The organism is Pseudomonas sp. BNK-44-b, from assembly GCF_047456245.1.
GTDB classification, from domain to species: domain Bacteria; phylum Pseudomonadota; class Gammaproteobacteria; order Pseudomonadales; family Pseudomonadaceae; genus Aquipseudomonas; species Aquipseudomonas machongensis.
The window spans coordinates 5045585-5068843 of sequence record NZ_CP179908.1 but is presented as its reverse complement, the minus strand read 5'-3'; the positions used below and the strand labels follow the sequence as shown (position 1 = coordinate 5068843).

The window sequence follows — 23259 nt, the reverse complement described above, 5'->3', positions numbered from 1 at the left end:
TTTTAAGAATATCCCGCCGTCACTAAGATTGCCCTCAAGCCAGGCGCAATCCCCTTCCTCTGCCCGGCACCCTTACTCAATGGAGAACGAGCATGAGTGCATCTCTGCGTAGCATCGACGGTCAGGACGAAGCCACCATTCTGCGTGAAATCCAGAGCGCGCTGCGCGACCTGCGCTTCGGTGCAGTGGAGATCACCGTGCACAACGCTCAGGTCGTGCAGATCGAGCGCAAGGAGAAATTCCGCCTGCAGCAGCCCGGCAACAAGTCCGGCTGACTCCGACACATCCAACTAGAAAAAATGCCAATCGGGAGCTTCACCATGTCCATCCGCCGTTATGCGCTCGCCGCTCTGGCCAGTGCCGTTTTTGCCGGTTCTGCCATCGCCAAGGATTACGAACTGCTCAACGTGTCCTATGACCCGACCCGTGAGCTGTACCAGCAGTACAACGCCGAATTCATCAAGCACTGGCAGCAGACGCATCCGGACGACAAGGTGAAGATCCAGCAATCGCACGGCGGCTCGGGCAAGCAGGCCCGCGCGGTAATCGACGGCCTGCGCGCCGACGTGGTGACCCTGGCCCTGGCTGGCGACATCGACGAAGTCGCCAAGCTCGGCAAGACCCTGCCGGAGAACTGGCAGACCCGTCTGCCGGATGCCAGCACCCCCTACACCTCGACCATCGTGTTCCTGGTGCGCAAGGGCAACCCGAAAGGCATCAAGGACTGGGGTGACCTGATCAAGAAAGACGTCTCGGTCATCACTCCGAACCCGAAAACCTCCGGCGGCGCGCGCTGGAACTTCCTCGCCGCCTGGGCCTATGGCCTGAAATCCGGTGGTAGCGAAGCCAAGGCCAAAGAGTACGTGCAGGAGCTGTTCAAGCACGTACCGGTGCTGGATACCGGCGCCCGCGGCTCGACCATCACCTTCGTCAACAACGGCCAGGGCGATGTCCTGCTGGCCTGGGAAAACGAAGCCTTCCTGGCACTGAAGGAAGACGGTGGCAGCGACAAGTTCGAGATCGTCGTGCCGTCGCTGTCGATCCTCGCCGAACCGCCAGTGGCGGTGGTCGACAAGAACGCCGAGAAGAAGGGCAACACCGCGATCGCCACCGAATACCTGAAACACCTGTACAGCCCTGCTGGGCAGAAGATCGCTGCGGAAAACTTCTACCGTCCGCGTGACGAGAAAGTCGCCGCCGAATTCGCCAAGCAGTTCCCGAAACTTGACCTGGTGACTATCGACAAGGACTTCGGTGGCTGGAAAACTGCTCAGCCGAAGTTCTTCAACGACGGCGGTGTGTTCGACCAGATCTACCAGGCGCAGTAGGGCCCGAGGACAGCGGGGCCGCTCCTGCAGGGGAACGCGACCCTTGCCGGAGCGGCCTTGTGCCGCGAATGGGCTGCGCAGCAGCCCCAGGATTCAAAAGTTTGCACCGGCCCGGGATTCTTCCGGGCCAAGTGCGTTCAACCAGGGATATTTATGTCACGTCGCATCTCCCCCGTCATACCCGGCTTCGGGCTGACGCTGGGCTACACCTTGGTGTACCTCAGCCTGATCGTGCTGATACCGCTGGCGGCCATGTTCATTCATGCCTCGCAGCTTACCTGGGAGCAGTTCTGGAACATCATCAGTGCACCGCGGGTCATCGCGGCGCTCAAGCTGAGTTTCGGTACCGCCCTGTTCGCCGCCATCATCAATGGCGTGATCGGCACCCTGCTGGCCTGGGTGCTGGTGCGCTACACCTTCCCCGGGCGCAAGATCATCGAAGCGATGATCGACCTGCCGTTCGCCCTGCCCACCGCCGTCGCCGGTATCGCCCTGACTGCCCTGTACGCACCTGCGGGCTGGGTCGGCCAGTTCGCCACTGACCTGGGCTTCAAGATCGCCTACACCCCGCTGGGCATCACCCTGGCCCTGACCTTCGTCACGCTGCCGTTCGTGGTGCGTACGGTGCAGCCGGTGCTGGCGGACATCCCGCGTGAGGTCGAGGAGGCCGCTGCCTGCCTGGGCGCCAAGCCGTTGCAGGTGTTCCGCCATGTGCTGGCGCCGGCACTGCTGCCGGCCTGGCTGACCGGCTTCGCCCTGGCATTTGCCCGGGGTGTTGGCGAGTACGGTTCGGTGATCTTCATCGCCGGCAACATGCCGATGAAGACCGAGATCCTGCCGCTGCTGATCATGGTCAAGCTCGACCAGTACGACTACACCGGCGCCACGGCCATCGGCGTGCTGATGCTGGTGGTTTCCTTCATCCTGCTGCTGCTGATCAACTTGCTTCAGCGGCGCATCGAAACCCCTTGAAGGAGGCCCGGTCATGTCTTCGTCATCCATAACTGCAAGCTCCGCCGCCAATGCCGCCCGCCGTGGCAGCGCCACCTCGCGCCGTGTACTGATCGGCCTTGGCTGGCTGGTGTTCGCGCTGTTCCTGCTGCTGCCGCTGGTGATCGTGGTGTCCCAGGCGCTGAAGAATGGCTTCGGCACCTTCTTCGAGGCGATCTTCGAGCCTGACGCGCTTTCGGCGCTCAAGTTGACGCTGCTCGCGGTGGTCATCTCGGTGCCGCTGAACCTTGTGTTCGGGGTCAGCGCCGCTTGGTGCGTGAGCAAGTACAGCTTCCGCGGCAAGAGCGTGCTGGTCACCCTGATCGACCTGCCGTTCTCGGTCTCGCCGGTGATCGCTGGCCTGGTCTACGTGCTGATGTTCGGCGCCCAGGGCCTGCTCGGCCCCTGGCTGCAGGACCACGATATCCAGATCGTCTTCGCCCTGCCGGGTATCGTGCTGGCGACCATTTTCGTCACCGTGCCCTTCGTCGCCCGTGAACTGATCCCGCTGATGCAGGAGCAGGGCACGCAAGAGGAAGAGGCCGCGCGCCTGCTGGGCGCCAACGGCTGGCAGATGTTCTGGCATGTCACTCTGCCGAACATCAAATGGGGCCTGATCTACGGCGTGGTGCTGTGTACCGCGCGGGCCATGGGCGAGTTCGGTGCGGTGTCGGTGGTCTCCGGCCATATCCGCGGCGTCACCAACACCTTGCCGCTGCACGTGGAGATCCTCTACAACGAGTACAACCATGTCGCGGCCTTCAGCGTGGCCAGCCTGTTGCTGATCCTGGCGCTCTTCATCCTGCTGCTCAAGCAGTGGAGCGAGAACCGTATTAACCGCCTGCGCCACAGCGCAGCGGAGGAATAAGTCATGTCGATCGAAGTTCGTAACGTCAGCAAGCGCTTCAACAGTTTCCAGGCCCTGAACAACATCAACCTGGATATCCACAGCGGTGAGCTGGTCGCGCTGCTCGGCCCCTCCGGCTGCGGCAAGACCACCCTGCTGCGCATCATCGCCGGCCTGGAGACGCCGGATGACGGCAGCATCGTGTTCCACGGCGAGGACGTCTCGGGCCACGATGTGCGCGATCGCAACGTCGGGTTCGTGTTCCAGCACTATGCGCTGTTCCGCCACATGAGCGTGTTCGACAACGTCGCCTTCGGCTTGCGCATGAAACCCAAGGGCGAACGTCCGAGCGAGAGCAAGATCGCCGAGAAGGTCCATGAGTTGCTGAACATGGTCCAGCTCGACTGGCTCGCCGACCGCTATCCCGAGCAGTTGTCGGGGGGCCAGCGCCAACGTATCGCCTTGGCCCGTGCCCTGGCGGTGGAGCCGAAGGTGCTGCTGCTCGACGAGCCGTTCGGCGCCCTCGATGCCAAGGTGCGCAAGGAGCTGCGCCGCTGGCTGGCGCGGTTGCACGAGGATATCAACCTGACCTCGGTGTTCGTCACCCACGATCAGGAAGAGGCCATGGAAGTGGCCGACCGCATCGTGGTGATGAACAAGGGCGTGATCGAACAGATCGGCTCGCCGGGCGAGGTGTACGAGAAACCGGCCAACGACTTCGTCTACCACTTCCTCGGCGATTCCAACCGCCTGGCCTTGAGCGAGGGCAACCATGTGCTGTTCCGTCCTCACGAGGTGTCGCTGTCGCGCCATGAGACCGAGGGCCACCACGCTGCCGAAGTCCGCGACATTCGCCCGCTGGGCGCGACCACCCGAGTGACGCTGAAGGTCGAGGGGCAGAGCGAGCTGATCGAGGCTGAAGTGGTCAAGGACCACGACAGCCTGACCGGGCTTGCGCGCGGCGAGACCCTGTTCTTCCGGCCGAAGGTCTGGCAGAAGGTGGCGGATATCTAAGCTGCCGAGTGCATGAAAAACCCGGGTTTGCAGTCCGGGTTTTTTATTGCCTGGGCGAAGGTCGGGGCTCCTGCGCAGCCCTTCGCGAGTAAATCCGCTCCCACAGGCTCCCCCTCGGCTTCAAGGACAGCGCTGTGCCTGTAGGAGCGGACTTGCCAGCGAAGGGCCGCGCAGCCCTCGCCGGATTTCGATACCTTCCACGAATATTTTGCATGCCGCACGTGCATGATTTTTCCCGATCATCGTTACAGCCCTTGTGCCACGCGGCTTTGCGGGAACCCTTAAAATCTTATATTCGATAAAGGCATAGCTTTAATTTTAAACATTACTTTCAGAGATAAGCCTCTGGAATGGATGATTCAGCCACGAGGACCGGCCAAGGTCCGAAGACCTGCATCACGTTTCCAGGAGTCGATTCAATGGGTAATGTCCAGACGGCCGCGAGGGCCTACGACCAGCCATGGCGCCCGGCCCCGGGCGACCTGGTCGAGCTTGGACGCACGCTTCGCCTGCCGCTGGCGCAGCTGCGCCTGCAGCGCACGCCGGTCAGTGGTCTCAAGCGTCGTGACAAGCTGGCGCTGGGGTTGCTGGTGCTGGTCCTGCATGGCGCTGCGGCCTACTGGGTCAGTCAGCGACCAACCCCCGAGCTGCCGGTGATTCCGCCAGAGATTCCGCCGATGACCATCGAGTTCGCCGCCCCGGCGCCGCCGGTCGTCGAGCCGCCACCCCCTGTGCCTGTGGTCGAGCCGCCACCGCCACCACCGCCGGTGGTCGATGAGCTGGCCGCCAAGCCTGCACCGAAGCCGGTACCTAAACCAAAACCGGTGCCAAAGCCCGTACCCAAGCCGCAGCCCAAACCGGTCGAGGCGCCACCACCGGCACCGACCCCAGCGCCTGCACCGCCTGCTCCGGCACCTGCACCACCAGCACCGGCACCGGTCACGCCCGCTTCAGCCAACGCCGCGTACCTGAAGAACCCGGCGCCGGAATACCCGCAACTGGCCCAGCGCCGTGGCTGGGAAGGCACCGTGTTGTTGCGGGTGGAGGTACTGCCTAGCGGCAAGCCGGGGCAGATCCAGATCCAGAAGACCAGCGGCCGCGATGCCCTGGATGCTGCCGCGCTCGCTGCGGTGAAGCGCTGGAGCTTCGTGCCGGCCAAGCAGGGTGACGTGGCCCAGGTGGGCTGGGTCAGCGTCCCGATCGATTTCAAGCTTCGTTAACTCGCGCCATCGAACCGAACATAGGAAGACTTCATCATGAGCCTGTTGGCATCCCCTCTCGAATCTGTTGAAAGCGCCGTCATCTGGCTGCTGGTTGGTTTTTCCGTGGTCACCTGGGCGTTGGCCCTGGTCAAGGTCGTGCAGTTCGTGCGGCTGAAGAACCAGGACAAGCGCTTCCATGCCCAGTTCTGGGCCGCTTCAAGCCTCGACTCGGCAGCCGAGATCAGCCACGAGCAGCCAGGCCCTGCGGCCCGCGTCGCCCAGGCCGGTTATGCCGCCATCGCCGTCGGCGAGCCGGGCCAGGCGGCCGACCTGAGCCATGCGATCAATCATCAGGACCGCCTCGAGCGCGCCCTGCGCCAGCAGATCGTGCGTGAGCGTCGCTCGCTGGAAACCGGCCTGGCCGTGGTCGCCAGTATTGGCAGCACCTCGCCGTTCATCGGCCTGTTCGGTACCGTGTGGGGCATCATGGAAGCGCTCAAGGGCATCAGCGCTGCCGGTTCCGCCAGCCTGGAAACCGTGGCCGGCCCGATCGGCGCGGCGCTGGTCGCCACGGGCGTGGGTATCGCCGTCGCGGTGCCGGCGGTGCTGGTCTACAACTACTTCCTGCGTCGCCTCAAGCTGACCGCTGCCGACCTCGACGACTTCGCCCACGACTTCTACAGCCTGGCGCAGAAGAGTGCCTTCCGCGTCCTGGTTCACCCGACCCTGCAAAAAGCCCAGGCCGGTTTCGGCCAGCCGGTGAAGGAGGCTTCCTGACATGGCGTTCTCGACCCAGGACAGCGACGAAGTCCTCAGTGAAATCAACGTCACACCGCTGGTGGACGTCATGCTGGTGCTGCTGGTGGTGTTCATCGTCACCGCGCCGCTGCTGACCAACGCCATCCCGATCAACTTGCCCAAGACCGAGGCCGTCGCGCCGGTGGAGCAGAAAGACCCGCTGGTGGTGAGCATCGATGGCGGCGGCAAGCTGTTCATCAACAAGGATGAGATCCAGCCGGACCTGCTGGAAACCAACCTCAAGGCGGCCAGGGAAAAGGACGCGGATGTGCGTGTACAGCTGCAGGCTGACGATGGCGTCAACTACGGCGAAGTGGCGCGAGCGATGGCAGCCATCGAACGTGCCGGGATCAGCAAGCTGGCGGTGATCACCGCGCGTTGATCGGCAATACCCTCTTCAGGCAAGTGCTTCAGGGCCATTTCTCTTGGCAGGGGATGGCCCTTTTTTTATTCACCTCCCTCTAGGAGCGGGCTTGTCCCGCGATGGCGTCCGCGCAGGCGACGATGTTGCCCAGGCGGACGTCATCGCGGGGCAAGCCCGCTCCTGCAAAGGGGCGTGCAATTACCTTGATTATGGTTATTAATAAATAGCTTCTTATTCCTTTACGAATATAACTGCCTCCCTATACTTGGTTCCCAAGCACGCAAACTTCCAAGGAGGCGTCCCCATGCGCAATGAGTCGATTCGTTACCTGATTGTGCCGGGCTGGCAAGGATCGCCAGACAATCATTGGCAAAGCCACTGGCAGCGCAGCCTGCCCAACAGCGCTCGGGTCGAGCAGCAAGATTGGCTCACCCCGCAGCGGCGCGACTGGGTGCAGGCGCTTGAGCAGGCGATTGCCGCCGAACGCTCGCCGGTGATCCTCATCGCCCACAGCCTGGGCTGCATCACCGTCGCCCACTGGGCCGGGCAGGCCAGCCCTGCGCTGCTGCGCCGGGTGCGAGGGGCGCTGCTGGTGGCGCCAGCGGACGTCGAACGGCCGACCTGCGCGCCGGCCTTGCGCAACTTTGCGCCCATCCCGCTGCACACGCTGCCGTTCCCCAGCCAGGTGGTCAGCTCGGACAACGATCCGGCCGTCAGCGTGCCGCGTGCACTGTACCTGGCCAAGGCCTGGGGTGCGGAAGCGGGGCTGTTGAGCAATGCCGGGCACATCAACGTCAAATCCGGTCACGAGCGCTGGGAACAGGGCTTCGCTTATCTGTATCGCCTGCAAGGCCGGATCGAGCAGCGCTCCCTGCGCCGCGCCTGACCTGGTCTCAACCGATTTCGCTGACTCCCCGGTCGCCTGCGGCCGGGGCGGGAGTTTTCCATGAGTTTCAACAATCCCTTCGGCCAGCCGCTGCTGACGTTCCCCGAGCTGGACAAGAGCCCGCTGAGTATCCGTGCCAAGGCGCTGGTATTCGTCGATGCACGTTCGCAGCAACTGCGCGAAGCGCTCGAACGCCTGGCGCCGCAACCGCTGCCGGTGCTGATCCGTGGTGAGACCGGCACCGGCAAGGAGCTGCTGGCCAGGCAGATCCACCGCGCCAGCGATCGCGCGGGGCTGTTCGTCTCGGTCAACTGCGCGGGCATCAGCCACACCTACGCCGATGCCGAGCTGTTCGGCTACAGCGCCGGTACCCATGGCGGCACGGCCAGCAGTCGCGCGGGCTGGTTCGGTTCGGCCAATGGCGGCACCTTGTACCTGGACGAGATCGCCGACCTGCCGTTGGCCATCCAGGGCAAGCTGCTGGCGGCACTGGAAAACCGCGAGGTCACCCGGGTCGGCGCCCAGCAGCCACAGGCCGTGGATGTGCGCCTGGTGGCCGCCTCCAGCATCGACCTGGCCCAGGCAGTGCGTGCCGGGCGCTTCAACGAGCGGCTGTACCTCTATCTGCGCGAGGGCGAACTGGAGCTGCCAGCGCTGCGCCAGAGGGTCGGGGACATCCTGCCGCTGGCTGAATACTTCGTCGGCATCTACAGCGTGCGCCTGGAACGCAGCGTGCCGCTGATCAGCGAAGCGGCGCAGCAAGCGCTGGAAGCCCATGCCTGGCCCGGCAACACCCGCGAGCTGGAGAACGTCATCCACTTTGCCCTGCTGGTGGCCGAGGGCGATGAAATACTCCCGCAGCATCTGGACCTGCCCGAGCGCGCGCCCCTGACCCGTCTGGCCAGCCAACTCGCGCAACTGGGGCGCAGCCGTGAGCCAGGTACGCTTGCCGCCTTGCGCGAATTGCTGGAGCGAAGCCTGGTCGAACTGAACACATCCGCGCGCTAGAGCGGTTGCCGACGGCTCATAAGCAAAGTGGGTGATGGCTTTTTGTTTTTGGAATAAGCAGCGAATCAAAAGATATTGTTAGGGCATAAAAAATCCCGGTATCGTCCGCTCCACGCCCACTGTCGAGACGGTGCGGCACCTGACTTCGCCATCCTCGATGGCCCCAGCTTGATAACAAGGATCACCATGAAAAAGACCCTGCTGACGACTGCCCTCGCCGCTGCCCTGTCGCTGTCCGGCCTGGCTCACGCCGCCGAAAAACTGGTGGTAGCCGCCACGCCGGTGCCACACGCCGAAATCCTCGAGCTGATCAAGCCGACCCTGGCCAAGGAAGGCGTTGACCTGCAGATCAAGGTCTTCACCGACTACGTGCAGCCGAACGTGCAGGTCGACCAGAAGCGCCTGGACGCCAACTACTTCCAGACGCTGCCGTACCTGAAGAACTTCAACGAAGGCAAGGGTACCCACCTGGAAACCGTGATCGGCGTTCACGTCGAGCCGTTCGGTGGCTACTCCAAGAAGGTCAAGAGCCTGTCGGAGCTCAAGGAAGGCGCCACCGTGGCTATTCCGAACGAGGGCAGCAACAGTGGTCGCGCCCTGCTGCTGCTGCAGAAGGCCGGCCTGATCACCCTGAAGGATCCGAAGAACGCCCTGGCGACGCCGAAAGACATCGCCGAGAACCCGAAGAAACTGAAGTTCCGCGAGCTCGAGTCGGCCATGCTGCCGCGTGTGCTGGATCAGGTCGACCTGGACATGATCAACACCAATTACGCGCTGGAGGCGGGCCTGAACCCGGCCAAGGATGCGCTGGTGATCGAGGGCAGCGACTCGCCTTACGTGAACTTCCTGGTTGCGCGTCCTGACAACAAGGACAGCGAAGCCATCCAGAAGCTGGCCAAGGCCCTGACCAGCCCTGAAGTGAAAGCCTTCATCGAGAAGAAGTACCAAGGTGCGGTGCTGCCGGCGTTCTGATTTGCCCGGTTAGTGCTTCACATGAAAACGCCGACACTGCTGTGTCGGCGTTTTCGTTTGGAAACCGAAACCTTCAACGCTGCCCGGAAAGCGCCTTGCGCAGGGCCAGCAACCACTGAAGCTGTTCATTCGAAACGGGCGTGCTTGGGCTGTTCATTGTTGTCGTCCGTGTGGGCCTGGTTGGCCGATCAGTCTGAAGTCCTTTTGAGAGGTATTTCGAAGGAAAGATCCGTGGCAGATGTATGAAATTTCCGGTTAGCCCGTCAGGTGATATCAATATGCAATAAAGGTATTTAGAGAAAGATTTTTATGCCTTTAGAGTCTACCCATCGTGCTTACCCGCACACACCTTTTCATCGTCCACGACGCTGAGCCAACCTCGCGTCGAGCCCGGAAACTTGCCCATGTCGTACCTCCGTGACCCTGTGCCGAGGCGTTATCCATGACCTTCGACACTGCCTTCATGCTTAGCACACTCCCCGCATTCCTCAAGGCCGTTGGCGTCACCCTGCAGGTCGGGCTGATCGCCATCGCCACCTCGCTGCTGGTCGCCGTGTTCAATGCCACCGTCCTGGTGTTTCGTACCCCCTACCTGTGGCGGCTGGTCAAAGGCTATGTGGAGCTGGCGCGCAACACGCCGCTGCTGATCCAGTTGTTCTTCGTCTATTTCGCACTGCCGACACTGGGTTTGAAAGTATCCGGCTTCGCTGCGGCGATCATCACCATGACCTTCATGGGCGGCGCCTACCTCACCGAGGTGCTGCGGGCGGGTGTCGAAGCGGTGCCACGGGCGCAGCTGGAGTCCGGGCGCTCCATCGGCTTGTCCGAGGGCCAGCTGCTGCGCCACGTGATCCTGCCCCAGGCCGGCATCCTCAGCTTGCCGGCGCTGTTCGCCAACTTCATCTTCCTGCTCAAGGAAACCACCGTGGTCTCGGCGGTGGCGGTGCCGGAAATCCTCTACACCACCAAGAACTACATCGCCCTGTACTACAAGACCTACGAAATGCTCGCAGTGCTGACGTTGCTCTGCGTGCTGCTGTTCCTGCCGTTGTCGCTCCTGCTGCGCCACCTCGAAAGGAGGCTGCAACATGGCCAGCTCGGCAATTGAGCTGCTGCTGGTGTCCTTGCCGCAACTGGCCAAGGGCGCCGGACAGACCCTGGCGATCTCGGCCCTGGGCATCGTTTGCGCCACCCTGGGCGGTGTGCTCTATGGCGTGCTGGCCACGTTGGGCAAGCGTGCGGTGAACATCGCCTTGCAGGTCTACCTGGAGCTGTTTCGTGCAATACCGGTGCTGGTCTGGCTGTACCTGGTGTTCTTCGGGTTGCCGATCTTCTTTTCGCTGAGCATCCCCAGCTTCTGGTGCGCGGTGCTGGTGCTGGGGCTGTGGGGCGCCAGCGAGGTGGGCGAGGTGGTGCGCGGGGCTCTGGCTTCGCTGCCGCGCGGCCAGCGCGAGGCGGGGCTGTCGATCGGTCTTTCGGGCCTGCAGTTGTATGGGCACGTGCTGTTGCCGCAGGCGCTCAAGCGCATGACGCCACCCACCATCAATATCTACACACGGATCGTCAAGACCAGCTCGCTTGCCGTGCTGATCGGCGTCGTCGACGTCATCAAGGCCGGCCAGCAGATCATCGAGCGCACCTACGAGTCGGTGCTGATCTACGGCGTGCTGTTCCTGTTCTTCTTTTTCATCTGCTACCCGCTTTCCGCCGCCTCGCGCGCGCTGGAACGCCGCTGGGCCCACTCATGAGCGCATTGATCGAATTCCAGGGTTTCAACAAGTTCTTCGGCGAGCACCAGGTGCTCAAGGATGTCGACCTGCAGGTTCAGGCCGGTGAAGTGGTGGTGATTCTCGGCCCCAGTGGCTGCGGCAAGAGCACCTTGCTGCGTTGCCTGAACGGTCTGGAGGAGGCCCATGGCGGTAGCCTGCGCCTCGATGGCCAGGAACTGCTTGGCTCCGGCACCGACTGGCGCCAGGTCCGCCAACGGGTGGGCATGGTGTTCCAGAGCTATCACCTGTTCGGCCACATGAGCGTGATCGACAACCTGCTGCTCGGCCCGCTCAAGGTGCAGAAGCGCGAGCGCGCCGAAGCCCAGGCGCAGGCCGAGGCGTTGCTGGCGCGGGTGGGGTTGCTGGACAAGCGGGACGCCTTCCCCCGGCAGTTGTCGGGTGGCCAGCAGCAGCGCATCGCCATCGTTCGTTCGCTGTGCATGAACCCGCAGGTGATGCTGTTCGACGAGGTCACCGCAGCCCTGGACCCAGAGATGGTCAAGGAGGTGCTGCAGGTGATCCAGGGCCTGGCCCGGGACGGCATGACCCTGCTCATCGTCACCCACGAAATGGCCTTCGCCCGTGCGGTGGCCGACCGTATCGTGTTCATGGAGGCCGGCAGGATCCTTGAACAGAGCGACCCCGAGAGCTTCTTCAGCCAACCGCGGACCGCACGCGCGCAGCAGTTCCTGGACAAATTCTCCTTCGTCGAAAGCCTGCCGAAGACACTACACAAGGAACTGTCATGAAAACTGCCCACTTCACCAAACTGCTGGCGCCGCTGTTCGGCCTGGCCTTGCTGGCCGGTTGCGACAAACCCGCGGAGCCGGGCAAGTCGGCTGCGGCGACGTCTGCACCGTCCACCAGCTACCTGGAAACCATCAAGGCCCGCGATAAGCTGATCGTCGGCGTCTTCACCGACAAGCCGCCGTTCGGCTTCGTCGACAAGAGCGGTCGCTACGTGGGCTTCGACACCGATATCGGTCGTCGCTTCGCCAAGGACCTGCTCGGCGACGAGAACAAGGTCGAGTTCGTGGCCGTGGAACCGGCCAGCCGCATTCCGTTCCTGCAGAGCGACAAGGTCGACCTGATCCTCGCCAACATGACCGTCACCCCGGAGCGCAAGGAAGCGGTCGATTTCACCAACCCCAACCTGCGCGTGGCGGTGCAGGCCATCGTGGCCGATGGCAGCCCGGTGAAAGCCCTCGATGACCTGGCCGACAAGACCATCATCGTCACCACCGGCACCACCGCCGATATCTGGCTGACCAAGAACCACCCGGATTGGAAGCTGCTCAAGTTCGAGAAGAACAGCGAATCGCTGCAGGCCCTGGCCAATGGTCGTGGCGATGCCTATGCCCAGGACAATCTGATCCTGTTCAGCTGGGCCAAGCAGAACCCAGGCTACCGCGTGTTGCCAGAATTGCTGGGCGACGAAGCTCCGATCGCCCCGGCGGTGAAGAAGGGCAACACCGAGCTGCGTGACTGGGTCAATGCCGAGCTGGCCAAACTGGGTGAGGAGAAGTTCCTGCTCAAGCTGTATGACCAGTACGTGCGCAAGGAACTGAGCGATGACACCAAGCCTGAGAGCGTGATCGTCGAAGGCGGCAAGTGGCAGGGGTGAGTCAGGGCCCAATCGCGGGGCTGCACTGCAGCCCCGGCGATATCAGCGGTTACGCGGCAACCAGTTCAACAGGAACTCATTCACCACCTTCGGGTTCTCCAGGCTGGAGATATGCCCTGCGAATGGAATCTGCGCTGCCAGGCAGCCGATGATCCGTGCCATTTCGTTGCTTTCGGCAGGCGGCCGCGGGATGTCCTGGTCGCCGCAGACCACGATGGTCCGCTCTGCCGGCAACTCGCCCAGGCGGCCCAGCAGGTCAGGGCGTCCGAAAATCACCCGCCCCATCGGGTCGAGGCTCTGGCGAATGGCCTCGGCACTGCTGGCCTTGAGGTCGGCGCGGAACTGCTCGCGAACCTCCGGCACCGTCTGGCCGCCGGCATGGAAGAAGATCGGCACCACGATGTCGAGCAGTGGGTCAGGGAAGAACCCTGCGCCGCTGGCAGCATCCAGCAGGCCGAAGTACTTCAGGCGCGTTGCTTCAGGTTCGGCGCCGAGGTAGGTATCCATCAGCACGATGCGGTCAACCCGTTCCGGGTGCTCGATCGCCAGCTCAGCACCCCACATGCCGCCGACCGACAGGCCGACCAGATGGCATTTGTCGATGCCCAGTGCGTCGAGAAACGCCAGGTGCTGGCGTGCCAGCGCGCTCATGTCGGTGGTGGTGGCTGGTGGTGCCTCGGAGTCGCCATGGCCCCAGAGCTCGGGCACCAGCACGCGGAAGTGTTTCGACAGCGCATCGATCTGCGGTTGCCACATCGCGGCAGACCACAGATAGCTATGGCCCAGCAGCACCGGGAAGCCCTGGCCCTGGTCGACGTAGCTCATGCGGGCGCCGTCGATTTCGATGAAGTGCTTTTGCATGAGGAAGGCTCTTGGAAAAAAGGGGCGCTCAGGTTACCTGTTCGCAGTGTGAAACGTTGTGAAACCGGTCATGTTCGGGCTGCGCCTGTGGTGATCTTCTCGCGGGCACGTCGGCGCGCCGAATCGCCGCTCGCGCAGACGTGCACCGCCGATGTGCAGTGCTCACTACCCCTGCGGCACCAAGCGCAAGGTGCTGCGCGCCGGAATCACCCCCATCTGCGCCTTGTGATACCGCCCCTGTACATAATCCTCGGCCTGGTCCGAGTAGTGCCGGTCGAACGGTACGCCACTCTGGCCTACAGGGTTGATGGTCAGCGCTTGCCCGGCATCGGCGAAGTCGATCAGGCGTCGGGTCGAAGGCCCGTAGTTCACCGGCCAGGGCGCTGTGCCGATCTTCGCCGACAGGTTGTTCGGCACCTCGTGGGTGCCCGGTGCGGCAAAGGGGCCGACATTGAACAGCAGGTTCAACGGTTTCTGCTGGCCCAGCGGGTGGTTGTGGGTGAGGGTGTGGGCTTTGCCCCATTGCCAGTCCGCCGGGTCGTTGCCGTACAGCTCGCGCAGATGCGCCAGGCTGCGTTGCCAGGCCTGACGGACGATGGCGGTGCGGTCGGTGCGGTCGTGGCCGCCGCGCAGGTTCCACCAGGGTGAGTCGGCATCGGCCGCCAGGCGCGGTAGCGCGGCGTCGATGGCGCGGGTGCTGATCAGCACCTGGAACCAGGTGTCGCCCAGCTCGTCATGCAGGGCGGCGAACGCCAGTTCGTAGAGGAACTGGTTGAACAGCGTGGCGCTGGTCGAATCCAGCGGGTAGTCGCCGCGCCATGCGGCCAGTTGTTCGACCAGCTCCTTCTGCTCGTCACCCTCGGCGATCGCACGCAGGGTATTCAGCAGCGGCGCCAAGGTACGAGGGCCATAGTCGGTGCTGGTGTCCAGCTGCAGCGCCTGGCTGTTCTGCACATCCCATTTGACCTGCGGGTCGGCCAGTCGACGATCCAGCTGGCGGCCACGGTCGGGCAGGTTGTAATAGCCGGGAATCGGGATGGCGGCCGGGGGCTGGTAGTTGGCCGAGACAATGTAGCCGCTGGGCGGGTTCTCCTGCTGGGGATTGGCGCTGAAGGGGTAGAAGCCGAGCTTGTCGGCCTGGTGGGTGCTGCCGTCGAGAATGAACGCCGGGTTGACCCCGTCCGGACGAATGGGTAACTGCGCCGAGGCCCACCAGCCGATGTCACCGCGAGCGTTGGCCCAGACCAGGTTCAGCCCCGGTGCCTGGATCTTCGCCGCGGCCTCGCGCATCTTGCCCAGGGTGTCGGCGCGGTTGACCTGGTAGAAGGCGTCGAGAATAGGGTTTTCGGTTTCCAGGAACGCCCACCACATGGCAATGGGGGTTTGCCCTGCGGTTTCGCCGAGTACATCGTTGACGATCGGCCCATGGGGTGAGCGGCGCAGGTTGATGGTCACCGGCGCTTCGCCCTTGACTGCGATCTGTTGCTCGGTCGTCTCCAGCGCACGCCACTGGCCATCGACCATGACCTGGTTGGCGTCGGCGGGATTGGTCTTCTCGGCGATCAGGTCGACGTCGTCGTTCTGGAACATGGTCAGGCTCCAGCCGAAATCACGATTGTGACCGAGCAGGGCGAAGGGGTTCAGCGCCTGGAAATAGCCGTAGAGGTTGAAGCCCGGGGCCGATAGCTCGGCCTCATACCACACCGCCGGTACTGCGAAGCCGATATGCGGGTCGCCCGCCAGCAGGGGGCTACCACTGCGGGTATGGCTGCCCGCGACGGCCCAGGCGTTGCTGCCTTCGAACTGCGGGATGCCGGCGTCGCCGAGCGCCTGGTGGCTGAGCTGGGCCAGGCCTTCGAGGGTGCGCCAGTCACTGGCGGCAAGGGCCGGGCGCAGAGCGCCATCAGGCTGCCAGTCGAGGTCGAAGATCTTCAGATACTCGGGGCCGAGCTGGTCACGAATGTAGGTCAGCGCAGGTTCGGTACGGAAGGCTGCGGCAAAGCTGTAGGCCAGGTAGCCGGCGATGCTCAAGGTGTCTTCGGCAGTGAAGGGCCGTTCAGGGATGCCGAGGACGTCGAACTCCACCGGCTTGGGATGGCTGGCCTGCCAGCTGTTCACGCCGTCCAGGTAGGCTTGCAATGCAATCCATGACGGTGACTGGTGATCCAGGCGCTCGACCATCCGCGCCGCCTGCTCGCGGATGCGCAGGCTGCGAAACAGCGTGTCGGTGGACACTAGCTTGCTGCCCAGCACTTCGGCCAGCTCACCCCGTGCCAGGCGGCGCACCAGTTCCATCTGGAACAGCCGGTCCTGGGCGTGCACGTATCCCAGGGCACGGTACAGGTCGGGCTCGTTCTGCGCCTGCAGATGCGGTACACCGCGCTCGTCATAGCGCACGCTGACCGGTGCGCTCAAGCCGGTGATAGCCACTTCGCCTTCGCGCTGCGGCAGTTTGCCGTGCACGTACCAGTACGCGCCGGCGGCGGCCATGGCCACGACGACGGCAAGCAGAGTCAGGCTGCGCTTCATAGAATTCCTTATGCCATTGGGGAGGCGGCGATGAGCTGAAAGCGCACTGAGAATAGCTTGCTCGAGCCGGTGATCGTCAATCTCGAGCCTGAGGTCAGGCCTACCGGAAAATCTCCGCGTCGCGCATGGCTTCCCTGGCAAGGGTGCGACGGTTGGCGATCAGCCGGCCGAGCATCTCTTCGACCTGGCTGATCTGTCGTTCGAGCTGTTCCTGTCGGCGGTTGCGCTCCCAGGTGCGGGTTTGCAGCTGCTTGAGCTTTGCTCGGCGGCTGGACAGCTCGCGGCAGGCTCGTTCGAGGCGATGGGCCCGCTCATGCGTGACAGCAACCGTGGAGAAGAGGCAAGCCTGCAGGTCGCGCTGATAGTTGACCAACAACGTGTCAACGGCATCGATCTGCTGTTGCAGGCGCTGCAAGGTGTTCATGCCGCTCGAAGGGCCCGCTAGTTCGCTGATGGCGCGCTCCAGCTGTTCCTCCAGGTGCTCGGGGGAGCGCTGGAAGGCGACGACGGCATAGCTGCTGTCGCTGGAGGAAGGTGGGCTGACGATATGTTCGCGCAGGCTGAGCCTTGTCACCGGGTAGTTCAGGGATATCTGATGCTGGCCCCAGAGCATCTCGATGTGGTCCTGATCTTCGTTCGTCAGGGGAGGAGAAGAGCGAGCGAAGACAGGTCCCATGGCGTTTTCCTTAAGCGGTAGGCCAATACGCTAAGGGGCTGGTATGTACGCGACGTCATAAATATCTACCGCTGCTGATCTTTCCGCCATGGGCAATAGCACCCGCTGGCCAGGGCATTGGAGGCCTGTACCCGGCGCCCTTGCAGCAGCGCCCGGATGACGGGTTCGATGAAGCTGTTGCTCGAGTTGCACACCGCGCCTTCGCTGTAGGGGCCGAAGTAGGCGAGCTGCCCCTGTCGATCCCAGATCGCCACTGCCGGAGAGGCTGGCAGGTGTTCGCTGCCCGGCAGCTCGCGGATCGGCTGCAGGGCTCCAAGGTTGGCGGGAAGCTGGCCGTGGCTGCCGGGCTTTTGCAACACGTGGAAGGTTACACCCTGCGCGGCGAACTGCTCGATGAGCTCGGCCAGATGTTGCTGGTTGCCGACGTTGCAAGGGCAGGTGGGGTCCCAGAAGTGCACGATGCGGATCGGGCCAGGGCCTGCGAGTTCGGCGGGCAGTTGCAACTGGCTGCCGTCGAACAGCGTGGCCTGGTCGTCGAACTGGCGCAGGTAGCGCGACTGGAAGCTGTCGTAGGCCCACCACAGCAAGGCGGCGCAGAGCAGGGTGGCGAGCAGCGTGGTGAGGGTTTTCATCGGTAGTCCGCAACGTTGCACCGGGCTTTTTCGCGGGCTTGCCCGCCGAGAGCGCGTCTGGGTGCATGACAAAGACAAGAAGACGCCAGCTTGCCATGGCCGGGCACAGAGCTGAATATCGCAGATCAATACTCGCGCACTCTGGATGTACCGATGCCTTCACCCTTCCACCCTGACCTGCTGCGCACCAGCCTTGATGCTCTTGCGGTGCGCCAGCCACTGTCGGCCCAGGCCCTCGACTACCAGCGCTTCTACGGTCTCGACCTGACCGCACACAGCTGGTTGGGTGGCTTCAGCGTTGCAGGTTTCGACCTGGTCGGGCAGGTGTGGCTGCCGCAAGAACCGGTGGCAACGCTGTTCCTGCTGCATGGCTACTACGACCACATGGGCCTGTACCGCCATGTGATCGCCTGGGCCTTGCAGCAGGGCTTCGCGGTGATTGGCTGCGATCTGCCCGGTCACGGGCTGTCCAGTGGCGAGCGGGCCAGCATCGCCGACTTCGCGATCTACCAGCAGGTGCTCGATGCCCTCTTCGAACAGGCGCGCAGGCTCGACTTGCCACGGCCTTGGCATCTATGTGGGCAGAGCACGGGTGGAGCCATCGTTGTCGATCATCTGCTGCACTGCGGCGAGCAGAGCCCGGCGGACGGCCAGGTGATCCTGCTGGCGCCGTTGGTGCGACCGCGGGCCTGGCACTGGTCGAAGCTGAGTTATCGGGTGCTGCGCCATTTCGTCGATGGTATCGAGCGACGCTTCAGTGCCAATACCAACGACCCGGCATTTCTTGCGTTTCTCGAGGCCGATCCGTTGCAGCCGCGGCGCCTGCCGACGGCATGGGTGGGGGCGCTGATGGCCTGGATCAAGCGCATCGAGGCGGCGCCGCACAGTCGGCGTCGGCCGCTGATCGTTCAGGGCGAGGCAGACGGCACGGTGGACTGGCCTTACAACCTCAGGGTGCTGAAGGAGAAGTTCGCCGAGCCGCAGATTCTCCTGCTGCCCGAGGCGCGGCATCACCTGGCCAACGAGCTGCCGGATATCCGCCAGCGCTACTTCACCTTTCTCGACCAGCGCCTGCTTACTTGAGGTTGGCGCTGCTCTGGCCGACGGCCAGCCCCGCACGCACCGCGGCCAGCGCGGCATTGTAGTAGGCCTTGCCCTCTGCGGATTCGGCGAAAGTGGCGAACGCTTCCAGTTCGTCGTCGGACAGCTCGCGGTAGACGTACAACAACGTGTTGTTCAGGTCTTCGCCAATCTCGTTCATCAAACGTTGGCGCTGACCATCGAGCAGGCCCTGGGCCTGGCCGCTGCCGAACAGGCCGGGAATCATCGAGCTGAGGCTGTCGGCGGCAACCCCGGCGATCGCCAGGCTGACCTCGGCCCCAGCTTCGCGGGCCGGCAGGGCCTGGGCCAGGTGACCGATGGCCAGCAGGCGGTTGTCGCTGGCCTGGATCCTTGGCAGGCCCTTGGCGTTCTTGGCCAATTGGTCCTTGCGCGTGGCCAGCAGTTCGGCGGCAACCACCTTGCGTCCCAGCGGCGATTGGAAGAACGCCAGCGCCGGCGCCGGGTTCTTCAGGTTGGCGCGCAGTTGGGCCTGGGCACGCTGATCCATCGCCTGGGCCTGGAAGCGTTGGTTGCTGTTGTTGACGAGCGCCTGGTAAACCGCGGGCGGCAGGCTGTTGCGGTAGCGCTGCTGGGCGGCACCGATGGCGTCATTGAAGTGGGCGCGCTGGTCGGGCCAGCCGGCGGCCTTGTACAGCTGGTCGAGGCTGTCTGCCCAGACAGGCATGGTGCAGATCATCAGCACAAGCAGGGAAAACAAACGGCGCATTCAGGACTCCTGTCGGCAGGCCGCTATTGTCCGTGGGGTGGTACGCCTTTGTCGAGATATCAGCGCGCTTCTCGGCCAAGTGGCGCTGTCCGTGTACATGGCTAATGGATATGATGCGCGCCATGCATACCTCTCCTGAACATCCGCTGCTGTCGACCATCGTCGACGACCTGGCCACCCGTGGCTGGTCGCAGCAGGCACTTTTCCTGCCGCTTGGGCTGGCCGGCGCACTGGCTGCCGAGTGTCGCAGGCGCCATGCCGAGGGCGAACTGAACCCCGCAGGTGTCGGCAGGGGTGCGGCCCAGGAGGTACGCGAGGCGATCCGTGGCGACCAGATCCAGTGGATCGACCCCGGCCAGGCCGAGGCCTGCGACCGTTACCTAGAGCTCATGGACAACTTGCGCCAGGCGATCAACCAAGGGCTGTTCCTGGGGCTGGAAGACTTCGAGTGTCATTTCGCCCTGTATCCGCCGGGCGCCTTCTACCGCAGGCATCTTGACCGCTTCCGCGACGACGACCGGCGCATGGTGTCGGTGGTGCTCTATCTCAATGAGCGCTGGCAACCCGAAGACGGCGGGCAACTGCGGATGTTTCTCGCCGACGATGTCGAGCATGACGTCCAGCCCGAGGCTGGCAGCCTGGTGGTGTTCCTTTCGGGTGAAGTCCCGCATGAAGTCCTGCCGGCCAATCGCGAACGTCTGTCGCTGACGGGCTGGTTCCGGCGCCGTGGCAATGATCCCTTCTGAGTCGTCCAAGGTCCTGGTCAGCGCCTGCCTGCTGGGGCAACCGGTGCGCTATGACGGGCGCGACAGTGGCCACCCCGATCTGCTCAAACAATGGCAGGCCGAGGGCCGTGTAGTGCCCTTGTGCCCGGAGGTGGCGGGTGGCTTGCCGACGCCGCGACCGGCCGCGGAGATCCAGGGCGGACAGGGTGGCCAGGTGCTCGATGGGCAGGTTCAGGTCCTGACCGTGGCTGGTGAGGATGTCAGCGCGGCATTTTTGAGCGGCGCTCGGCAGGCCTTGGCGCTGGTGAGGCGGCATGGGATTCGGGTTGCGGTGCTCAAGTCCGGTAGCCCGTCGTGCGGCAACCGACTGACCTACGATGGCAGTTTCAGCGGGGTGAAGGTGCCGGGGGAGGGCGTCGTTGCTGCGCTGTTGCGTCGGGAAGGGGTGCTGGTGTTCAGCGAGCTGGAGCTGGATGAGGCGCAACGGGCACTCGGGTAGTTCGGTGTCGTTCTTTTCGCGGGCAAGCCCGCTCCCACAAGGCCTATGGTGAGTCCAACCCTGTGGGAGCGGGCTTGCCCGCGAAGAGGACGACGCGATATCACTGCTGCACCGCAGTCTTCTCGAACCACTTCTGCTCGAGCTCCGCCATCCGCCCACTGTCCTTGAGCCGCTGCAGGGCATTGTTCAGCGTGCTTTCGAATGCCGGGTTATCTTTCTGGAACGGAATCACCAGCTTCTTCTCGCCAAACGGCTGGCTGGCATCGAGCGCGCTTTCGGTCGCAGATTGTTGGCCTGTCGGGGTCAGCGCGATGTCGTACTTGCCGCTCTCCACGCCTGCTAACACTTCGTCGGCAGGCGCTTCGATGAATTCGGCACGCAGGTCCATCTCCCGGGCCAGGTCCTGGCCGAATTCGATGTCGAACCCGGTCAGGTGCTCGTTTTCCTTGAAGGCGTAGGGTGCATTGTCGGCTTGGACGGCGATGCGCAGTTCACCCCGGTCGTTGATTTCGTCGGTCAGCTCTGCCTGGGCCAGGGGGCTGATGAGTACTGCCAGCAGTAGGCCAATGGTCAAACGCATGAATATCCCTTTTATTTCTCGGCAGATGAATGTCATTCGCCGTGGCTTTCTGTGTTTGCCGCGATCGAACGCAGCCTATGACCCCTACATCGCGCGTATGTTTGAGCCGGCATTGAAATTTTCATGCCGGCATTTTTGAACCTGCGGCGTGGCAGGTGGACTATGGTGAAGTACCGCCTCGCTTCTTTTAAGTGATAGCGGTCAATTGAAGTGAATGACAGGAGATGTGAATGAAAAGCCCAGTTTCGCGTGCTGCCCTCGCCGGTTTGCTGATGGGAGCCTCTTTGCTTGCCACGGCTGCGGATGCCCTGAAAAGCCAGGAGCCGCCGAAAGATGCGAAGGTCTTCATCGTTTCCCCTGCCGATGGCGCTACGGTCGACAAGACCTTCACCGTCAAGTTCGGCATTGAAGGGATGGCGCTCAAGCCGGCCGGCGACCAGACTCCGCATTCCGGGCACCATCACCTGCTGGTGGATGTCGACAAAGCGCCTGTAGCTGACCAGCCATTGCCGACCAGCCTGATGCCTGAGGGCAACCAACCCCTGCCAGCCGGGCCGCAGGTGCTGCATTTCGGCAAGGCGCAGACCGAGGCGACCATCACCCTGACCCCGGGCAAGCACACCCTGCAACTGGTGCTGGGCGACCAGTACCACGTGCCGTTCAAGCCAAGCGTCGAGTCGAAGAAGATCACCGTCAATGTGAAGTAACGCGGGGAATGCTTCACGGCGCCCCGACCCGCCCGCGAAGCCAAGACACGGATCGGGCAGGCAAAAAAAGGGAGGCCACCAGGGCCTCCCTTCTTCATGCAACCATCAGGCTCAGAACAGTACGCGCGAGCGGATGGTGCCCTTGACGTGCTGCAGCTTCTCTTGCGCCAGGTCCGAGTATTCGGCGTCGACGTCGATGACCACGTAACCCACTTTCTCGTCGGTCTGCAGGAACTGACCGGAGATGTTGATGCCGTTCTCGGCGAAGACCTTGTTGATCTCGCTGAGCACGCCCGGGATGTTTTCGTGGATGTGCAGCAGGCGGTGCTTGCCTGGGTGCGCCGGCAGGGCCACTTCAGGGAAGTTGACCGACGACACGGAGGTACCGTTGTCGCTGTACTTGACCAGCTTCTCGGCCACTTCCAAACCGATGTTGGCCTGGGCTTCGGCGGTCGAACCGCCGATGTGCGGGGTCAGGATCACGTTGTCCAGGCCACGCAGCGGGCTTTCGAACTCTTCGTCGTTCGAGCGCGGCTCGACCGGGAACACGTCGATGGCGGCGCCGATCAGGTGCTTGTCCTTGATCGCGGCAGCCAGGTGATCCAGCTCGACCACGGTGCCGCGTGCGGCGTTGATCAGGATCGAACCCTTCTTCATCGCACGGATTTCCTTTTCGCCGATCATCCACTGGGTGGATGGCAGCTCAGGCACGTGCAGCGAGACGATGTCGGCCAGGCCCAGCAGTTCGTTGAGGCTGGTGACCTGGGTGGCGTTGCCCAGTGGCAGCTTGGTCAGCGGGTCGAAGAAGTAGACCTGCATGCCGACGCTTTCGGCCAGTACCGACAGCTGGGTGCCGATCGAGCCGTAGCCGACGATGCCGAGCTTCTTGCCGCGGATCTCGAAGGAGTTGGCCGCGCTCTTGATCCAGCCACCGCGGTGGCAGGAGGCGTTTTTCTCGGGGATGCCGCGCAGCAGCAGGATGGCTTCGGCCAGCACCAGTTCGGCAACCGAACGGGTGTTGGAGTACGGCGCGTTGAACACCGCGATGCCGCGCTCGCGGGCCGCGTTCAGGTCAACCTGGTTGGTGCCGATGCAGAAGCAGCCGACTGCGACCAGTTTCTTCGCACAATCAAAGACTTCTTCAGTCAGTTGAGTGCGCGAGCGGATGCCGATGAAGTGGGCGTCCGCGATCTTTTCCTTCAGTTGCGCATCCGGCAGTGAGCCGGTGAGGTACTCGATGTTGGTGTACCCGGCAGCCTTGAGGGTGTCCACAGCATTCTGGTGGACGCCTTCGAGAAGAAGGAACCTGATCTTGCTCTTGTCGAGAGAAGTCTTGCTCATCTGCGTAAACCTGTATCCCGGAGAAAAAATGGCGAGGGGGGCAAAGCGGCGCGGCGACGGGCCTTAGCACGATCGACGG

26 protein-coding genes are annotated in these 23259 nt (G+C 63.4%); 19 read left to right on the top strand and 7 right to left on the bottom strand.

Features of this window, described 5'->3' with window-relative positions; translation table 11 throughout:
* Positions 1-92: 92 nt before the first annotated feature.
* From oscA to ACMGGG_RS22930, 15 genes are all read left to right on the top strand, one after another.
* Positions 93-275: a sulfur starvation response protein OscA gene (oscA, locus tag ACMGGG_RS23000; protein WP_016489716.1), complete on the top strand. Its 183-nt coding sequence runs from the start codon at positions 93-95 to the stop codon at positions 273-275.
* A gap of 45 nt (positions 276-320) precedes the next feature.
* On the top strand, positions 321-1328 hold the full coding sequence (locus tag ACMGGG_RS22995; protein ID WP_414154489.1) for a sulfate ABC transporter substrate-binding protein: 1008 nt from the start codon (positions 321-323) through the stop codon (positions 1326-1328).
* A gap of 153 nt (positions 1329-1481) precedes the next feature.
* On the top strand, positions 1482-2300 hold the full coding sequence (gene cysT / locus ACMGGG_RS22990; protein ID WP_054891099.1) for a sulfate ABC transporter permease subunit CysT: 819 nt from the start codon (positions 1482-1484) through the stop codon (positions 2298-2300).
* A 13-nt stretch (positions 2301-2313) separates the two neighbouring features.
* Entirely contained in the window at positions 2314-3186 is an 873-nt protein-coding gene (gene cysW, locus ACMGGG_RS22985; protein ID WP_112899462.1) for a sulfate ABC transporter permease subunit CysW, read from the top strand.
* Positions 3187-3189: 3 nt separating this feature from the next.
* Positions 3190-4179, top strand: a complete 990-nt coding sequence (locus ACMGGG_RS22980; RefSeq protein WP_054891101.1) for a sulfate/molybdate ABC transporter ATP-binding protein — start codon at positions 3190-3192, stop codon at positions 4177-4179.
* 419 nt (positions 4180-4598) lie between these two features.
* Complete coding sequence (locus ACMGGG_RS22975) at positions 4599-5399, top strand: energy transducer TonB (protein WP_063541728.1); 801 nt, start codon at positions 4599-4601, stop codon at positions 5397-5399.
* Between the two features lie 36 nt (positions 5400-5435).
* Positions 5436-6158: a MotA/TolQ/ExbB proton channel family protein gene (locus ACMGGG_RS22970; RefSeq protein WP_054891103.1), complete on the top strand. Its 723-nt coding sequence runs from the start codon at positions 5436-5438 to the stop codon at positions 6156-6158.
* A 1-nt stretch (position 6159) separates the two neighbouring features.
* On the top strand, positions 6160-6561 hold the full coding sequence (locus ACMGGG_RS22965) for an ExbD/TolR family protein (RefSeq protein ID WP_054891104.1): 402 nt from the start codon (positions 6160-6162) through the stop codon (positions 6559-6561).
* Between the two features lie 286 nt (positions 6562-6847).
* Positions 6848-7429 (top strand): alpha/beta hydrolase, encoded by a 582-nt coding sequence (locus ACMGGG_RS22960; protein ID WP_414154488.1) that lies wholly within the window; start codon positions 6848-6850, stop codon positions 7427-7429.
* A 60-nt stretch (positions 7430-7489) separates the two neighbouring features.
* Positions 7490-8437, top strand: a complete 948-nt coding sequence (locus ACMGGG_RS22955) for a sigma 54-interacting transcriptional regulator (protein ID WP_063541724.1) — start codon at positions 7490-7492, stop codon at positions 8435-8437.
* 186 nt (positions 8438-8623) lie between these two features.
* Positions 8624-9409, top strand: a complete 786-nt coding sequence (locus ACMGGG_RS22950; protein WP_112899459.1) for a MetQ/NlpA family ABC transporter substrate-binding protein — start codon at positions 8624-8626, stop codon at positions 9407-9409.
* A 442-nt stretch (positions 9410-9851) separates the two neighbouring features.
* Entirely contained in the window at positions 9852-10517 is a 666-nt protein-coding gene (locus tag ACMGGG_RS22945) for an amino acid ABC transporter permease (RefSeq protein WP_414154487.1), read from the top strand.
* Positions 10498-11157 (top strand): amino acid ABC transporter permease, encoded by a 660-nt coding sequence (locus ACMGGG_RS22940; RefSeq protein ID WP_063541719.1) that lies wholly within the window; start codon positions 10498-10500, stop codon positions 11155-11157. Before ACMGGG_RS22945 ends, ACMGGG_RS22940 begins: the two co-directional genes overlap by 20 nt.
* Positions 11154-11927, top strand: a complete 774-nt coding sequence (locus ACMGGG_RS22935) for an amino acid ABC transporter ATP-binding protein (protein ID WP_063541717.1) — start codon at positions 11154-11156, stop codon at positions 11925-11927. The genes ACMGGG_RS22940 and ACMGGG_RS22935 overlap by 4 nt, the downstream gene beginning before the upstream one ends.
* The gene (locus ACMGGG_RS22930; protein ID WP_414154486.1) at positions 11924-12802 is read left to right on the top strand and encodes a transporter substrate-binding domain-containing protein; all 879 of its coding nucleotides are present in this window, start codon (positions 11924-11926) and stop codon (positions 12800-12802) included. The genes ACMGGG_RS22935 and ACMGGG_RS22930 overlap by 4 nt, the downstream gene beginning before the upstream one ends.
* Positions 12803-12844: 42 nt before the next feature.
* Here the strand turns inward: ACMGGG_RS22930 and ACMGGG_RS22925 are convergent, their stop codons facing one another.
* The 4 genes from ACMGGG_RS22925 to ACMGGG_RS22910 all read right to left on the bottom strand — a co-directional run bounded on the left by ACMGGG_RS22925 (position 12845) and on the right by ACMGGG_RS22910 (position 17500).
* Positions 12845-13663, bottom strand: coding sequence for an alpha/beta fold hydrolase (locus ACMGGG_RS22925; RefSeq protein WP_063541715.1), 819 nt, complete (start codon positions 13661-13663; stop codon positions 12845-12847).
* A gap of 165 nt (positions 13664-13828) precedes the next feature.
* Positions 13829-16192 carry a penicillin acylase family protein gene (locus ACMGGG_RS22920; RefSeq protein WP_414154485.1) on the bottom strand — a complete coding sequence of 788 codons (2364 nt, stop codon included), beginning with the start codon at positions 16190-16192 and terminating at the stop codon, positions 13829-13831.
* A 100-nt stretch (positions 16193-16292) separates the two neighbouring features.
* Entirely contained in the window at positions 16293-16868 is a 576-nt protein-coding gene (locus tag ACMGGG_RS22915) for a hypothetical protein (protein WP_112899455.1), read from the bottom strand.
* A 65-nt stretch (positions 16869-16933) separates the two neighbouring features.
* Positions 16934-17500 carry a DUF6436 domain-containing protein gene (locus tag ACMGGG_RS22910; RefSeq protein ID WP_063541709.1) on the bottom strand — a complete coding sequence of 189 codons (567 nt, stop codon included), beginning with the start codon at positions 17498-17500 and terminating at the stop codon, positions 16934-16936.
* Positions 17501-17653: 153 nt separating this feature from the next.
* On the opposite strand from ACMGGG_RS22910, the gene ACMGGG_RS22905 reads away from it, so the two are divergent.
* Positions 17654-18583, top strand: coding sequence for an alpha/beta hydrolase (locus tag ACMGGG_RS22905; RefSeq protein ID WP_414154484.1), 930 nt, complete (start codon positions 17654-17656; stop codon positions 18581-18583).
* On the opposite strand, the gene ACMGGG_RS22900 is transcribed toward ACMGGG_RS22905, so the two are convergent.
* Positions 18576-19328 (bottom strand): DUF2059 domain-containing protein, encoded by a 753-nt coding sequence (locus ACMGGG_RS22900; protein WP_054891116.1) that lies wholly within the window; start codon positions 19326-19328, stop codon positions 18576-18578. The two genes, ACMGGG_RS22905 and ACMGGG_RS22900, sit on opposite strands and share 8 nt — an antisense overlap.
* A 113-nt stretch (positions 19329-19441) precedes the next feature.
* On the opposite strand from ACMGGG_RS22900, the gene ACMGGG_RS22895 reads away from it, so the two are divergent.
* Both ACMGGG_RS22895 and ACMGGG_RS22890 read left to right on the top strand, forming a co-directional pair.
* The gene (locus ACMGGG_RS22895; protein WP_414155839.1) at positions 19442-20074 is read left to right on the top strand and encodes a 2OG-Fe(II) oxygenase; all 633 of its coding nucleotides are present in this window, start codon (positions 19442-19444) and stop codon (positions 20072-20074) included.
* Positions 20061-20552, top strand: coding sequence for a DUF523 domain-containing protein (locus ACMGGG_RS22890; RefSeq protein ID WP_151926455.1), 492 nt, complete (start codon positions 20061-20063; stop codon positions 20550-20552). The genes ACMGGG_RS22895 and ACMGGG_RS22890 overlap by 14 nt, the downstream gene beginning before the upstream one ends.
* Positions 20553-20652: 100 nt before the next feature.
* On the opposite strand, the gene ACMGGG_RS22885 is transcribed toward ACMGGG_RS22890, so the two are convergent.
* The gene (locus ACMGGG_RS22885; RefSeq protein WP_414154483.1) at positions 20653-21132 is read right to left on the bottom strand and encodes a transporter substrate-binding domain-containing protein; all 480 of its coding nucleotides are present in this window, start codon (positions 21130-21132) and stop codon (positions 20653-20655) included.
* A gap of 230 nt (positions 21133-21362) precedes the next feature.
* On the opposite strand from ACMGGG_RS22885, the gene ACMGGG_RS22880 reads away from it, so the two are divergent.
* Positions 21363-21839, top strand: a complete 477-nt coding sequence (locus ACMGGG_RS22880) for a DUF4399 domain-containing protein (protein ID WP_054891119.1) — start codon at positions 21363-21365, stop codon at positions 21837-21839.
* Positions 21840-21950: 111 nt separating this feature from the next.
* On the opposite strand, the gene serA is transcribed toward ACMGGG_RS22880, so the two are convergent.
* Positions 21951-23180 (bottom strand): phosphoglycerate dehydrogenase, encoded by a 1230-nt coding sequence (gene serA, locus ACMGGG_RS22875; protein WP_054891120.1) that lies wholly within the window; start codon positions 23178-23180, stop codon positions 21951-21953.
* Positions 23181-23259 lie beyond the last annotated feature (79 nt).

Excerpts from the sequence above, each read along its gene's own strand:
- ACMGGG_RS22915 (WP_112899455.1), bottom strand. The coding sequence starts at position 16,868 with ATGGGACCTGTCTTCGCTCGCTCTTCTCCTCCCCTGACGAACGAAGAT.
- ACMGGG_RS22935 (WP_063541717.1), top strand. The coding sequence starts at position 11,154 with ATGAGCGCATTGATCGAATTCCAGGGTTTCAACAAGTTCTTCGGCGAG.
- ACMGGG_RS22980 (WP_054891101.1), top strand. The coding sequence starts at position 3,190 with ATGTCGATCGAAGTTCGTAACGTCAGCAAGCGCTTCAACAGTTTCCAG.
- ACMGGG_RS22890 (WP_151926455.1), top strand. The coding sequence starts at position 20,061 with ATGATCCCTTCTGAGTCGTCCAAGGTCCTGGTCAGCGCCTGCCTGCTG.
- ACMGGG_RS22880 (WP_054891119.1), top strand. The coding sequence starts at position 21,363 with ATGAAAAGCCCAGTTTCGCGTGCTGCCCTCGCCGGTTTGCTGATGGGA.
- ACMGGG_RS22940 (WP_063541719.1), top strand. The coding sequence starts at position 10,498 with ATGGCCAGCTCGGCAATTGAGCTGCTGCTGGTGTCCTTGCCGCAACTG.
- oscA (WP_016489716.1), top strand. The coding sequence starts at position 93 with ATGAGTGCATCTCTGCGTAGCATCGACGGTCAGGACGAAGCCACCATT.
- ACMGGG_RS22930 (WP_414154486.1), top strand. The coding sequence starts at position 11,924 with ATGAAAACTGCCCACTTCACCAAACTGCTGGCGCCGCTGTTCGGCCTG.
- ACMGGG_RS22905 (WP_414154484.1), top strand. The coding sequence starts at position 17,654 with ATGCCTTCACCCTTCCACCCTGACCTGCTGCGCACCAGCCTTGATGCT.
- ACMGGG_RS22910 (WP_063541709.1), bottom strand. The coding sequence starts at position 17,500 with ATGAAAACCCTCACCACGCTGCTCGCCACCCTGCTCTGCGCCGCCTTG.
- ACMGGG_RS22900 (WP_054891116.1), bottom strand. The coding sequence starts at position 19,328 with ATGCGCCGTTTGTTTTCCCTGCTTGTGCTGATGATCTGCACCATGCCT.
- ACMGGG_RS22995 (WP_414154489.1), top strand. The coding sequence starts at position 321 with ATGTCCATCCGCCGTTATGCGCTCGCCGCTCTGGCCAGTGCCGTTTTT.
- ACMGGG_RS22945 (WP_414154487.1), top strand. The coding sequence starts at position 9,852 with ATGACCTTCGACACTGCCTTCATGCTTAGCACACTCCCCGCATTCCTC.
- ACMGGG_RS22975 (WP_063541728.1), top strand. The coding sequence starts at position 4,599 with ATGGGTAATGTCCAGACGGCCGCGAGGGCCTACGACCAGCCATGGCGC.
- ACMGGG_RS22960 (WP_414154488.1), top strand. The coding sequence starts at position 6,848 with ATGCGCAATGAGTCGATTCGTTACCTGATTGTGCCGGGCTGGCAAGGA.
- ACMGGG_RS22885 (WP_414154483.1), bottom strand. The coding sequence starts at position 21,132 with ATGCGTTTGACCATTGGCCTACTGCTGGCAGTACTCATCAGCCCCCTG.
- cysW (WP_112899462.1), top strand. The coding sequence starts at position 2,314 with ATGTCTTCGTCATCCATAACTGCAAGCTCCGCCGCCAATGCCGCCCGC.
- ACMGGG_RS22895 (WP_414155839.1), top strand. The coding sequence starts at position 19,442 with ATGCGCGCCATGCATACCTCTCCTGAACATCCGCTGCTGTCGACCATC.
- ACMGGG_RS22950 (WP_112899459.1), top strand. The coding sequence starts at position 8,624 with ATGAAAAAGACCCTGCTGACGACTGCCCTCGCCGCTGCCCTGTCGCTG.
- ACMGGG_RS22955 (WP_063541724.1), top strand. The coding sequence starts at position 7,490 with ATGAGTTTCAACAATCCCTTCGGCCAGCCGCTGCTGACGTTCCCCGAG.
- ACMGGG_RS22965 (WP_054891104.1), top strand. The coding sequence starts at position 6,160 with ATGGCGTTCTCGACCCAGGACAGCGACGAAGTCCTCAGTGAAATCAAC.
- cysT (WP_054891099.1), top strand. The coding sequence starts at position 1,482 with ATGTCACGTCGCATCTCCCCCGTCATACCCGGCTTCGGGCTGACGCTG.
- ACMGGG_RS22920 (WP_414154485.1), bottom strand. The coding sequence starts at position 16,192 with ATGAAGCGCAGCCTGACTCTGCTTGCCGTCGTCGTGGCCATGGCCGCC.
- ACMGGG_RS22925 (WP_063541715.1), bottom strand. The coding sequence starts at position 13,663 with ATGCAAAAGCACTTCATCGAAATCGACGGCGCCCGCATGAGCTACGTC.
- serA (WP_054891120.1), bottom strand. The coding sequence starts at position 23,180 with ATGAGCAAGACTTCTCTCGACAAGAGCAAGATCAGGTTCCTTCTTCTC.
- ACMGGG_RS22970 (WP_054891103.1), top strand. The coding sequence starts at position 5,436 with ATGAGCCTGTTGGCATCCCCTCTCGAATCTGTTGAAAGCGCCGTCATC.